Annotated in this window: 13 protein-coding genes; 5 read left to right on the forward strand and 8 right to left on the reverse strand. The window is 39.6% G+C overall.

What is annotated here, in order from left to right; genetic code table 11:
* Nucleotides 1–40: 40 nt before the first annotated feature.
* From ACM44_RS10920 to ACM44_RS14870, 6 genes are all read right to left on the reverse strand, one after another.
* Complete coding sequence (locus ACM44_RS10920) at nucleotides 41–886, reverse strand: glycosyltransferase family 2 protein (RefSeq protein WP_048500087.1); 846 nt, start codon at nucleotides 884–886, stop codon at nucleotides 41–43.
* The gene (locus tag ACM44_RS10925; protein WP_048500119.1) at nucleotides 883–1698 is read right to left on the reverse strand and encodes a glycosyltransferase family 2 protein; all 816 of its coding nucleotides are present in this window, start codon (nucleotides 1696–1698) and stop codon (nucleotides 883–885) included. Before ACM44_RS10925 ends, ACM44_RS10920 begins: the two co-directional genes overlap by 4 nt.
* A gap of 9 nt (nucleotides 1699–1707) precedes the next feature.
* Nucleotides 1708–2319 (reverse strand): recombination mediator RecR, encoded by a 612-nt coding sequence (gene recR, locus ACM44_RS10930; protein WP_048500088.1) that lies wholly within the window; start codon nucleotides 2317–2319, stop codon nucleotides 1708–1710.
* Nucleotides 2320–2409: 90 nt separating this feature from the next.
* Entirely contained in the window at nucleotides 2410–3519 is a 1110-nt protein-coding gene (locus ACM44_RS10935; RefSeq protein WP_048500089.1) for an NAD(P)/FAD-dependent oxidoreductase, read from the reverse strand.
* Nucleotides 3520–3709: 190 nt separating this feature from the next.
* A complete protein-coding gene (gene glgP, locus ACM44_RS10940; RefSeq protein WP_048500090.1) occupies nucleotides 3710–5374 on the reverse strand; it encodes an alpha-glucan family phosphorylase in 1665 nt (554 codons plus the stop codon).
* Nucleotides 5375–5436: 62 nt separating this feature from the next.
* Entirely contained in the window at nucleotides 5437–6237 is an 801-nt protein-coding gene (locus tag ACM44_RS14870; RefSeq protein ID WP_160304018.1) for a DUF3667 domain-containing protein, read from the reverse strand.
* Nucleotides 6238–6367: 130 nt separating this feature from the next.
* Between ACM44_RS14870 and ACM44_RS10950 the strand changes: the two genes are divergently transcribed.
* The 4 genes from ACM44_RS10950 to mtaB all read left to right on the forward strand — a co-directional run bounded on the left by ACM44_RS10950 (nucleotide 6368) and on the right by mtaB (nucleotide 10021).
* The gene (locus tag ACM44_RS10950) at nucleotides 6368–7165 is read left to right on the forward strand and encodes a hypothetical protein (RefSeq protein WP_048500091.1); all 798 of its coding nucleotides are present in this window, start codon (nucleotides 6368–6370) and stop codon (nucleotides 7163–7165) included.
* A gap of 63 nt (nucleotides 7166–7228) precedes the next feature.
* A complete protein-coding gene (locus ACM44_RS10955) occupies nucleotides 7229–7819 on the forward strand; it encodes a DUF1572 family protein (protein ID WP_048500092.1) in 591 nt (196 codons plus the stop codon).
* A 132-nt stretch (nucleotides 7820–7951) separates the two neighbouring features.
* Nucleotides 7952–8533 (forward strand): cysteine dioxygenase, encoded by a 582-nt coding sequence (locus ACM44_RS10960; RefSeq protein ID WP_048500093.1) that lies wholly within the window; start codon nucleotides 7952–7954, stop codon nucleotides 8531–8533.
* 138 nt (nucleotides 8534–8671) lie between these two features.
* Nucleotides 8672–10021, forward strand: coding sequence for a tRNA (N(6)-L-threonylcarbamoyladenosine(37)-C(2))-methylthiotransferase MtaB (mtaB, locus tag ACM44_RS10965; RefSeq protein ID WP_048500094.1), 1350 nt, complete (start codon nucleotides 8672–8674; stop codon nucleotides 10019–10021).
* Nucleotides 10022–10059: 38 nt separating this feature from the next.
* Here the strand turns inward: mtaB and dgt are convergent, their stop codons facing one another.
* Nucleotides 10060–11415, reverse strand: a complete 1356-nt coding sequence (gene dgt, locus ACM44_RS10970) for a dGTP triphosphohydrolase (protein ID WP_048500095.1) — start codon at nucleotides 11413–11415, stop codon at nucleotides 10060–10062.
* Nucleotides 11416–11466: 51 nt separating this feature from the next.
* Between dgt and ACM44_RS10975 the strand changes: the two genes are divergently transcribed.
* The gene (locus ACM44_RS10975; RefSeq protein WP_048500096.1) at nucleotides 11467–12561 is read left to right on the forward strand and encodes a hypothetical protein; all 1095 of its coding nucleotides are present in this window, start codon (nucleotides 11467–11469) and stop codon (nucleotides 12559–12561) included.
* Nucleotides 12562–12807: 246 nt separating this feature from the next.
* Here ACM44_RS10975 and ACM44_RS10980 read toward each other — a convergent pair whose 3' ends face one another.
* A complete protein-coding gene (locus ACM44_RS10980; protein ID WP_152669342.1) occupies nucleotides 12808–13161 on the reverse strand; it encodes a hypothetical protein in 354 nt (117 codons plus the stop codon).
* Nucleotides 13162–13211: the final 50 nt, after the last annotated feature.

The raw sequence follows: 13211 nt of genomic DNA on the forward strand, positions 1-13211 counted from the left end.
ATTGAAGCGCATTCCAAAATTAAGCAGCAAAGTTATGGGACTATTTCGGCAACTTTCTTCTTTCTAGAAAGTGCTTAAGTCGAAGCCCTTTAGTCAAAACAAAATGCTGCACCGGTTTTTTAGACCGATAATATTTATCCACAAAAATCTGCATCGCCCCAAAAAATCGTTGCAGGTAAATTTCATCTTTCACCGTGCTTTCTCCCTTATGATGAAGGATAGAGACTTTCCCATAATACCAGTTTCGTTTTTTTGCGCGAAGAAGCGAATAGCACAGATCGATATCTTCACCGTACATAAAATAAGTTTCATCTAATCCGCCAACTTCCTGATAAGTTTGCTTTCTGCACAGAAAAAATGCACCCGTAATGACTTCTACCTCGGCAATCTCGGATTCCAAGATATCATTTCTATAATAGGTTTTCCTATTGCCGTTTCCGAAACAAACAAATAATTTGTTGAAGGAATTGACAACTCCGGGAACCGAACGTTTGCTTTCGGGAAGAAAATGCCCGAGTTTGTTATGCATCCGAACTCCAAGACAACCGAAATCTTCCATAGCATCAGCGAAATCCAGGATTTCCTTCATGCTGTGACTTTCAAATTCCGTGTCTGGATTGAGTAAGAGCACATATTCTCCTTTCGCTTTTTTCACCGCTAAATTATTGGCAACGGCAAATCCGAAATTATTTTCCTGTGGAACAAACTGAACCTGCGAAAATTCGGGAATCAATGCTTTCCAAGAAGTATCGGGAGAAGCATTGTCCACCACAATAATTTCATAATCAACATCTTGCACAAATTTCTCAATGGACTTCAAACAAGCCCGAAGTAAATCTGTGACATTATAATTGACGATAATAATGGAGAGTTTCTTCAATCTCATTTAGTATTTAGGTTGTAATAATTTCTTCGGAGGACCAAAATAAAATATTTAATTCTATAAAAAATCCGCAGAAATTTATATTTCAGATAACTGATATTTCCCGCTTTATACATATCCTGCACGTTTTTTTGATAACCGCGCATCATTTCCAAAAGATTTGCAGAAAGACCAGAAACTCCGAAAGAACGTTTTCCGCCACCGGCAATCACTAGACTTTCACCCAAGATATAGAGGTCGTGATGCTTTGCAGCGTTCAGAAAAAAATAAACATCTTCGGCATACCTTTGTCGGGCATCAAAAAATCCTGTTTTTTCCAAAATATTTCTTTTAAAAACCACGGTGGAAGGATGCATCTCGTTTCGCATGAGCAACTTGTTGAAGGTTACTTTTGCCAAATTATTTTTGTCTAGGATATAGGGAAATAATATTTTCGAATTGTTCCTGGAAGATGAGATCAAATCTATTTTGGGAGCATTTCCATTAAGGAGCGCCATTTGTTTTTCCGTTTTATTTGGAAGCCATTCGTCATCTGCATCCAAAAATGCAATGAAATCGCCCGTCACCGCTTCCAAACCGGTATTTCTGGCCGCTGAAACCCCACCATTTTTTTGGTTTTTCAGGTGGATTTTCACCTGTGGATTTTCCGCAATGTATTCCTCAATCATTTTCGCGCTTTCATCCGTGGATCCGTCATTGACCACAATAATTTCGAAATCAAAACCGCCATTTTGATTTCTGATCGAATCCAGCGCTTTCACGATGGTTTCCTGGGCATTGAAAACGGGAATGATGACCGATATTTTTGTTTCCATAAGTAATATCTACCCTGCTTCGTTATACGGAATTCTGTTCTGAATAGACTTTCCGAGTGAAATTTCGTCGGCATATTCCAGTTCGTCACCGATTGAAATTCCACGTGCGATGGTAGAGAATTTCACACCAAAATCCTTAAATCTTTTGTAGATATAATATGCGGTAGTATCTCCCTCCATCGTTGCACTTAATGCAAAAACGAGTTCTTTCACCACTTTAGTATTCAATTTTCTCTCAATCGCCGAAATATGGAGCTGATTGGGACCGATTCCTTCCATGGGTGATATTTTTCCGCCCAAAACCAAATATTTACCACGAAACTTATTGGTGTTTTCTATGGCCATTACGTCCCGAACATCTTCCACTATGCACAGAATTTCGTCATTCCTGGTGGAATCTGCGCAGATATCACAAATCTCATCATCTGAAAAATTATGGCATTCCCGGCAATATCTAATTTCTGTGACCAGATTTTTCAGTGCGTTTGCCAAAGCGATTGCCTGGCTTTCTGGTTGTCTCAAAAGATGCAAAGCCAAACGGAGCGCCGATTTTTTGCCGATTCCTGGAAGTCCGGAAATTTCCTCGACTGCTTTTGCCAAAACCTTACTCGAATAGTCCATTTCGCAAAGATAGAATTCGGTGGTTGAATATGCAAAACAGGAATGGATATTTCAAGCCAACCTGCCATTTTTTTGCACCGGGTTTTTTACTCAAACTAAAGCGGCCACCATTTCACCGATTTTCGGGGCGAGTGCAACTCCCATTCCGGAAAGTCGAACTGCCACGATTTGCCGGTCGGAAATCTTTGTGATGATTGGCGATTTTTCTTTTCCCATCGCCATGATTCCGCTCCACCGGTTTGAAATCTTGAAATCCTGATTTGGGAGGATTACGGTTTTCAAAAAGTTTTCCAGGTGGTTTTGGAGGAAAACTGTGGTGACGAGCTCATCAGTTTCTTCATTCTTAAAATCCTGATTCCGGGCGCCTCCCAACAGAACGCGGTTTCCCAGATTTCGGAAATAATAAAAACCTTCGTCATAATGGAAAGTCCCCTTCAATTTCAGATTTTCGACTGGTTCAGTCAAAAGGATTTGTCCACGAGCGGGAACCAAATCGATTTCCGGCAAAAGATTTCTCGTAAAAGCATTGGTTGCGATCACGAGTTTTTCAGCTTCAATTTCAAAATTTTCAGCAATGATCTTTACCGAACTTTCACCTTCTTCCAGGTCTAAAACTTCTGTCCCAAAAAGAAATTCAACGCCCCTATTTTGGCATTTTTCCAAAAGTTTCTGCAATAACTTTCCCGAATGAAGAGATCCTTCCACAGGGTTTTCAACCAGGAATTTGGAGTTTCCTAATCCGAACTCTTCTAGTTTTTTTGGGTTTAAAGAATAGGTTGCTGCTAAACCTGTGATGGGTTTCAGTTTTTGGTTGACTTCATCAATTCGCTGCAAAGGTTCTTCATCATTAATGATTTCAAAACCGCCGCATAACTCGAAATCGATTTCTTTGGCTTTAAAATAATTCTGGATTTTCTTTAAACCTTCGAACCTCATCTTTACCAATTCCAAAGTTTTTTCCCAACCCATCTTTCCGGAATCGGAAATCACCTCGGTCAAACTTCCAAAACACGCGAAACCCGCGTTTCTGGTGGAAGCTCCGATGGGAATGGCACTTCTATCCACCACCAAAACTGACCTTTCGGGAGAATTCTCTTTTAGTGAAATCGCGGTCCACAATCCGGTAAAACCTGCACCGACGATGACAATATCCCTTTTTCTGTAAAATGTTTCTAGTTCCCAAATGCTCGGATTCACCATATTTTTGTTTGGTTAAAAATAAAAAGAAATTTCGAGTAAAAATGGCCGGTGAAAAAGTAGTTTACTTCAATGCTGCCTAAAACCAAATTCCTATTCATCAAAAAAGCGGACTTACTTCTCAAGAAAGCCCGCTCTTATTGATTTTTTTTGATATTAAAATCGACTTGATTCCGTCAATACGAAGTGTTTGTTATCTCAAATCGTCGTAAATCTGTTTGTAATATTCATCGGCCATTCTATCGGAATTGAAATCCAGTTTCACGTCTTCCATTGCAGTTTGCTGAATCTTTCGCCATTGATCGGGATGATCATAATAGGTTGGAATAATTTCATTTTCCAGAACATTGTACAGGTTTTCCAAATCGTACTGATCTTGATCATAAACACTAAGCACATTGTAATCCGCTTGTGGGACTACAAATCCATTGATTCCATTTTTCACAAATTCCGGAATCCATCCGTCATCAGTGGACAAGTTCACCGATCCGTTCATTGCAGCCGTCATTCCGGAAGTTCCGGATGCTTCTCTTGGAACACGCGGATTGTTGAGCCACAAATCTGAACCCTGTTTCAGCAATTTGCTCAAAGAAAGTTCATAACCTGTGAGCACCGCCATATTTTTGTAATATTTCCCTTCCTCCACCAAAGTATTGAAAGTAGAAATCGCTGAATAATCCATTGGATAAGGCTTTCCAGCCCAAATAATCTGAACCGGATATTTCGGATTGTTCAGTAACCGCTCGAAACGTGATTTATCATGCAGCAACAAATCTGCCCTTTTGTAACCGGCGAATCTCCTTGCCCAAACAATGGTGAAGACATTTTCATCAAATAAATTCCCTGTCTGATCGGCAACAATTTTGAACAAACGCTTTTTCAAATGTTTTTTTCTGAAATCAAACAAGGTTTTATCGTCTTCATCTTTAGCACTGTAAAGTGGTTTGTCTGACCAGTACTTGAATTCCTGTGCATTCGTGATCGCCTTGATTTCGCAGATTCCAGGATATTTGCTCCACATCAGTCTGGAAACTTCGCCGTGAAGTTGAGAAACGCCATTGGCTACTCTGGCCATTCTCAATGCGCAAAGGGAATGGTTGAAACGGTCATCTTCAACTCCTTCGATGGTTTTCACCTCATCAATGGTCAATCCAGAGAAATAGGACATGTCATGACACATGAAGATATTGTGTTTTTCATTTCCTGCCTCTTCCGGAGTATGTGTGGTGAAAACTAATTTTTCTTTCACTTTAGATAGATCGCCGCCAAATTTTTTCAGAAGGTAAAATGCAGCTGGAAGTCCGTGTGCTTCATTCAAATGATAAACATCTCTTTCGAAATTCATCACATGCAGCAGTTTCGCCCCACCTTTTCCGAGCAAAATATATTGCGCAATTTTGGTAGATTCATTGGCATCATAAAGTCGGTGGCAAATGGTTTTTGAGATATGGTCGTTTTCCGGAACGTCTGTGGAAAGGAAAAACATCGGTGCGGTGTGGAAAATCTCCGGATCCAGGTAATAAACCTTCACCCAAACCGGTGCGGAATGAATCTCAATCTGAAACTTAATTCCGGTATCCTGCAAAAAGGAATACATTTTTCTGGTCCAGGTGGGCTGCAAAGTCTGGTCGTGGTTTCTGGCTTGGTCATAGTATCCAAACTTCCAGAGAATACCGATTCCCACCAAATCCTGTTTCAGGTTGTATGCACTCCTCATGTGTGAACCTGCAAGAAAACCAAGTCCGCCGGAATATATTTTCAGCGCCTGATCAATGGCAAATTCCATCGAAAAATAGGCTACTTTTTTAGAATAATTGGGGGTGATGCCAAAAGGCATTTGAAAGTTGTTAAAATCCATTTTCTACTTTAATTAAAGCAGCAAATTTAAATATTTTAATCCTTTCTAAAAGTTAATTTTTATCATCTATTCTGCAGAATGATTGCAAAAATGAAGACTAAAATAATCCCGACAAAAATGGCGTAATAAATAAAAAGTGCCCACAAAGTGCGCAATACAATGCTTGTCTTTCGGCTTTTATTAAAATATTGAAGCATGGTCCACACAATTACACCCACTAAAGAAAGAAAAAATATGCTGTTTAAATTTGCAAATTTTTTGCCCAGCACGATCAAAACCATGTAGAGCAACATTCCCTGTCCGGTAATGAAGCAGGAAATCACCAACCATTCGGGAAAATTGAGCCTGAATTTCCGGAATGCCAACCAAAATGCGAAGGCAAAAAATGGGATCATCAGCAGCATTGAAATTGCAAAATGCTCGTTGATCCAAGTCAACACGATATTGAAATTTTCCCCGATCGAGTTTGCAATTTTCACGAACTGTTCGTCGTTGATTTCGCCGGTTTTATCTATCCCGTTCACCGACACCGTATCGCCCATCAAATATTTTCCGCCATTGATCCAGTGATTCAGAAGAACCGTCACAGTTGCAAGAATCATGATCAAAAGTGCCGGTTTAAAATGGCTTTGTCTTTTCCCCTCGATATATTCCCGGATAGAATGTCCAGGTCTTGTGAATAGTTCCTTGATGGTGAACAAGATCCCTTTGTCAACATGAAAGATTCCATGCTGGATTTCATGCAGTAAGAAATGATAATTGATCCGGTGCGTATCAGCTCTCTGTCCGCAATTGTGACAATATTTTTGTTCTAAAACAAGGTGCTGACTGCAGTTTTTGCAATATTTCTCTCTCTTTTCCAATGCAAAAGTTTTGGTAAAAATACTTTTTTTCAAGATTAATTCAATCTTAAATTTTTTGTCAGTTGACTTATGTATTGTTTTTTTTCTTAACTTTAAAATCGTAAAATATTGGTTTTCAAAATTTAATGTGATGAAAAAAGTATTTTCCGAAGAAGATTTGATCAAAAATCTCTCACTGTATTACCTGAACCGGCATCTGAAAAAGAAGCCGATGGAGAAATATCACCGCGAAATAGACGACTCAGCGCTTCACGAGCGAGATAAATACAGAAAAAAATCTGAAATACTCCTGCTCAATTCGTTCCTTCATCACTTTCCAGAAGTTCAGTTTGAAAACCTCACCTGCGAAAGTCCCGACTTCATCGCCAAACTGAATGAAAAAAAAATCGGCATTGAACTCACCGAAGTCATCAATCACCTGGAAACCAAAAAAATAGAAAGCCAGCTCAATAAAATTTTCCGTCAGGCAGAAATATTGCTCGAAAAAGAAGACACCCCGAAATACCGCGGTGTCTATTTTTTGGAATTTCGGAACCTTGCGAAATTGGATCTGCTCGAAAAACAAGCGGAAATCGTGCAAAACATTAGGAACTGCATCAGAAAAGGCAAAGCGGTTGGCTGCGTGAAAAAAATCCGAAAATCAAATCACCGAAGAAATGTATTCATCACCCATGATTTCAATCTGGGGCTTTTTGATGGATTGTGTTCGGATAAAATCATTGAAATCATCGAGAAAAAAAACCAGAAACATGCTTACTATGACAGAAGTTTGGACGAATGTTGGCTCGTGATTGTTTCGGATATGAATTCTTTGGCATCCCGCTACACTTTTATCCAAAACAAGGAAAATCTGCAAAAAATCCAGTCGCCTTTCGATAAAATCTTTCATTTGGAGAATCTATCTGGAAATTTAACCAACATCAAATAATTGGTGCCAAAGAACTTCAGCAATCGACAGCCTTTTGTAAATTTGGAATGAAAATTAACTGAAATGAAAGATTTATTCATCAAACGATTTCTTTACTATAAAGAACTTGGCGACAAAACTTTTGAACAGCTCAATGACGAAGAAGTTTTGTTGCAATATAATCCGGAAAGCAATTCAATCGCGACCATCGTGAAACATATTTCCGGGAATATGCTCTCCCGATGGACTAATTTCCTGACCGAAGATGGCGAGAAAGATTGGCGAAACCGGGACTCAGAATTCGAAAACGATCTCCATTCCAAATCTGAAATGCTGGAAGTTTGGGAAAAAGGCTGGAAAGTTTTCATCGATTCCCTTAACCAAATCACCGACGAAACCTGGCAAAAAGAAATCACCATTCGCGGTGAAAAGCATTCCGTTCTGGATGCCGTTCTGAGGCAACTCGCTCATTATCCTTACCACATCGGACAAATTGTTTACGTGGCCAAAATGCTGAAGGACGACAAATGGAAAACTCTTTCAATAGCAAGAAACAAGTCAGAAGAATTCAATATCGAAATCCTGAAAAAGCATAAACCGGAAGAAATCCAACAGAATTCCTCGCCGGTTTGCTATGCAAAAAGTAACGAAATTCGAGACGATTATAAGATTTGAAAACCAGCAATATTACCGTAAAAATCGTTTCCAAAATTAAACTGATATAAATCAAGGTTGACATAAATCAACACTTCGCAGCACCGTATTTCAGCGCACCGCAACTAATTTTGTATAACCAAATTACACAACATGAAGAATACGGCTGGATTACAGAGTTTAAGGCAGGTTTTGGATGATCTGGTCACCAAAAAACCCCTTAGTTTCGAGGAGATTTGTGATTTACTTTTCACCTACGACTATAACGATTTCAACAAAATATTTCCACTTTCGGTAACAGAAGTGGAACGCGGAACCTATCAGAGAATTCCGATTTACAGCGGCGATGTGGTCGCATTCATCATGCTTTGGGGAATCGATAACTGTTCGGCCATCCATGATCACGGCAATTACGACGGAAGAATCAAAATCCTGAAAGGAAGTTTGACGGAAGTCAGCTACCGAAAAAATTCAAATTTTATAGAATATGACGCGCGGACTTTTGCAAACCAAGGCGATATTTTCGCCGAGGAATTGGGCGGAATCCATTCCATCATCAATAATTGCGAAGAAATTTCAGCGAGTTTGCACATTTACAGAACCAGCAAACTAGACCTGGAAGGCTGCAAAATATTTGACACCGAAAACCGGAGAATCGCGATTCTTTCAAAAGAAGCAACATCGTGTTCATGGGATCTCCCTGAAAATTGCTACAAGGAAATCTTTTTCATTTAGGATATAATTTCTTAATATATCAAATTAAATTTTTTCATTATTAACCACAACTTCGGTAGTGGTTTTTTTATTTTAATTTCGGATCAACTTATCCGAATATCGATAAAATAAATTCCGTAAATTTGCGGTCTCAAAATTATGGAATATTCAACACACAAAACCGCTGCATTTCACACACTTGGCTGCAAATTAAATTTTGCGGAAACTTCCACCATCGCCCGTCAACTGACCAATTCTGGCTACGAAAAGGTAAGCTTCGACGATAAGGCGGATGTCTATATCATCAATACCTGCTCGGTTACTGAAACTGCAGATAAAGAATGTAGATTTCATGTGAAGCGCGCAATGAAGGCAAATCCCGATGGTTTGGTGATCATCATCGGTTGCTATGCACAACTGAAACCTGAAGAAATTGCCAGAATGGAAGGCGTTGACATGGTTTTGGGCGCTACAGAAAAGTTCAATATTTTGAGTTATCTCGACGATTTGGAAAAATCTCATTCAAGCGGAATCGTTCATTCCTGCGAGATCGACGAGGCAGACTTCTTCATCGGAAGCTACTCCATTGGCGACCGAACCAGAGCATTTCTGAAAGTGCAGGATGGTTGCGATTACAAATGCACCTACTGCACGATTCCTTTGGCAAGAGGGATTTCCCGTTCAGACACCATTGAAAACGTCATTAAAAACGCCAAAGAAATTGCTGAAAAAGGGATCAAGGAAATCGTTTTAACCGGCGTAAACATTGGCGATTACGGAAAAGGCGAATTCGGGAACAAAAAGCACGAACACACTTTCCTGGATCTGATCTCCGAACTCGACCAAGTGGAAGGAATTGAAAGAATCCGGATTTCTTCGATTGAACCGAACCTTTTGAAGGATGAAAGCATAGATTTGGTTTCAAAATCCAAAAGTTTCGTCCCTCATTTCCATATTCCGCTGCAAAGTGGAAGCGACGAGCTTTTGAAAAAAATGAAACGCCGCTATTTGACCAAACTTTACACAGACAGAATCTCAAAAATCCGTGAAGTGATGCCGGATGCCTGCATCGGTGTGGATGTGATCGTGGGATTCCCCGGTGAAACTGAGGAGGAATTCCTTAAAACTTATCACTTCCTCAACGAACTTCCGATTTCCTACCTGCACGTCTTCACCTATTCTGAAAGAGAAAATACCGAAGCCGCCGAAATGGACGGAATCGTCCCGATTGCCGACCGCAAGAAACGAAACAAAATGCTGCGAATCCTTTCCGAAAAAAAGAAAGTGGCTTTCTACCAAACCCAGCTCGGAAAAACGCTGCCGGTACTTTGGGAACATGACAACAAAGACGGATTGATGCATGGTTTCACCGAAAATTATGTGCGCGTTCAAAAACCTTTTGACGAAAACTCAGTAAATCAAATCGAATTTGTAAAACTAGACAAAATTGAAAACGATGGAACGGTTTCTGTGATTCCTGCTTTCGAGGAGTTTTTGGCTAAAGTGTAGCGGTATCCAATATTTCAGATTGGTTTTCCACGGCTCTTTTACATGGTCATCCCAATATCAATCCCCTTGATTTTCCGGTAAAGGTCGGTCGCAAAATTGTCCGTCATTCCCGAAACAAAATCGATGATGCCGAGTACTTTCTGGTAATCGGTTCCGTCTTCATAGAGAAATTGATTCGGCAGCAGTTTCAGCGCCATTTTGTCGTAGGATTTACGCTCGGTCTTTGCCTTCAAAACTGAAGGAATAAAATGGTCCAAAAGTTCATACATTACGTTGTATCCGGCGTTTTCGATTTCTACTACCGCTTTGTGTCCATAAATTTTTTCAATGGAAAAGGATTCAATTTCCTGCAGGGATTTGTTTTCGGATTTATAGATATCCAGCAATGCCTGATCCAACGTCCCATTCAAAATCTGGTCGAAATTTTGTCGGTAGATTTCCAAAGAATTGTTGATCAAAGCATTGATGACTTTCGCCCTTAAATAGGAAATCCGCTCATTTGCATTGGTGAGAATCGCCAGTTTATCTTCCACCCTCTTCGTGTTTTGGTTTTCGGATTTGATGAGTTCAAAAAACAGGTTCTCGCAATCAGACGTGGAAACAATTCCCAAGCGGTGAGCATCTTCCATATCGATGATGTTGTAGCAAATATCGTCGGCCGCTTCCACGAGCCACACAAACGGATGCCTTTTGAAAATCACCGGTTCTGAACTTTCGCGGATCAGATTCACCGATTGGGCCACCTGCAAAAAAGTCTCCTTTTCATTCTGAAAAAACCCGAATTTCTTTCTATGGATCGTTCCCTTTTGCTTTGCCAACGCTTCGCACGGATATTTCGCGATACCCGCCAAAGTGGAAAAAGTGAGTTGGGTTCCACCTTCATCTTTACCATTTTGCCGGTTGGTCAAAACCCGGATTGCATTGGCGTTTCCTTCAAAATTTACCAGATCCGCCCATTCTTTCTCGGAAAATTTCGGTTTTAAGTCTTTCTCATTTTTGTCGAAATAGCTTGCAATGGCATCCTCGCCGGAATGTCCGAATGCGGGATTCCCTACATCGTGGCAAAGACAAGCAGCCGCAATGACATTGTGGAGATTGTGCTGATAAAAATTCTTGGAATCATCATTCAAATCTTTCTCAAAATCTTTAACGATAAATTCACCGATTGCACTTCCCAAACTTCGGCCAACAGAGGAAACCTCCAAAGAATGGGTAAGTCGGTTATGCACGAAAACGCTTCCCGGAAGCGGAAAAACCTGGGTTTTGTTTTGTAATCTTCTGAAGGCAGACGAAAAAATGATCCGGTCGAAATCCCTTTGAAAATCCGTTCTGGAAACAATGTTTTGGGGATGGTTTCCGGTGCGTTGGTTGGTGAAAATGCTGTTTAAAATCATAATGAGTTATCAAAAATAAGTCTTAATTTTAAGAAAATAAAAAAACTCGGAATGAAATCGCATCTTTGGCTTTTACTCCCGCTCTTTTTTTCTTGCAGTAAAAAAGAAAATACCGCTGCCCAAAAGCAAACCACGGCGCAGAATTGCTTCATCCTAAAGCAGGGAATTAATGTTGAAAGTGAGAAAAAAGCAGCCGTAATCCCAACCAATGAAGATATTCTGAAAAAACTGCCAACACATATTCAAAGGAACAAACTCCCTGATTTTAAACTTTTTTTCTATGAGCGGAAAAACACTGAAATCCTGGTTGAAAATGAAAAGAAATATTTTGAATCCAAATCCTATAAAACCAAGTTTTCAGCATGGATAAAAGCGTTACCGGAATTCAGATACCTTTCTGTCAACGAGAATTTTGCTTTAGCTAAGAACAAATACGGACTTTGGATTGTGGAAAATCAGGGAATAGATTTCAAGCCGTATTTCCTGGGTTTTACCCCTAACTTTTTCCTTCAGGATTTCTATGGAAAAGACCAGAAATTTTTGATGGGGCAACAAGTGGTTTTCAACGGCACTTTGGTCAATGAGCAACGGCTTTCGGAAGTCCCGATGCTGCCAAAATACGAAGTGATTGAAGACGGACTGCAATTCTCCATCCATCTCGAGGACTTGCGAAAAGACAGTGACCATGATGGTTTCAACGATTTGTTTGAAAACTTCATCGGACTGAATCCAAATTCTGCAGATACCGATGGAGACGGAATTAATGATTTTCAGGACAGCAATCCGAAATACAGATCTGCCACATCGAAATTCACCAAAATGTATGAAGCAATTGCAGATGAACCCTCAGAAAAATACAATTATTCCTTTACGGAAATTTTGACCAACTGCGAATATTTCCACAGCATCGATCCGAAAAACCGGAAAATCCTGCTCTACACCACTAATGAGCGGTATCCGCTAATGGAGGATTTACTGGATCATTTTTTCCCGAGGAAATACAGCAAGATGCAGACTTACAAAGATTATCCGGATGCCTATTTCACAGATTATGCCGATGCGACCGGAAACGGAACGATTTCTGCGGAATACATCGGTGGGAAATGGAAAATCTACAAGAAATCCACGGTGACTTTTGGGATGTAAGTTGGAATTATCTTTTGGGTATTTTCTGTAGAATCAGGAAAACTTCGTCTTAGTCGTTATCCTTTCAAGCAGAAAACTTCTTTCTAATTCTAACGATATCAATCGTGAAGATTTGGTCTAAAGCAATCTTTTGCCATTTTTCCTATCAGCACGCAGTTTACTTGGAAAAGGTAATTTTTTAAGGTTCTACTAAACAATGAAATTCCCAACCTTTCGATTGGGAATTTCAAATTTTTTTGCATGTTTCTATTTACTTCCTCCAACTGGTTCGTTTTTAGCGTAAGCCGGAATAATAATTGCCACTGCAACCGCTACAACACCGATTAAAACAGTTTTACCAAAACTAAATTTTGCAATTTTATCGATATCATTTTTAGAAATGACAAGGTCATTAGTTCCGACTCTTCCTTGAATCTCATTGTCATTTTCACTTACAAACTCGAACTGCCTTACTTTTTCTCCATCCTTCTTAGTGATGATATATTCTGTGAACGTTTTTAAACCAGAATAATTATAGTTATTTTTCGGACCCACTTTATTTGTTACACATGATGACAATAACAAGAAGCTCAAGAAAGCTGAAAATATTTTTAATCTCATTTCAAAAAACTAACAATAAAAAATTTTAAAATTCACTGCGAAGCAAATCC

Source organism: Chryseobacterium koreense CCUG 49689 (genome assembly GCF_001045435.1).
GTDB lineage: Bacteria > Bacteroidota > Bacteroidia > Flavobacteriales > Weeksellaceae > Kaistella > Kaistella koreensis.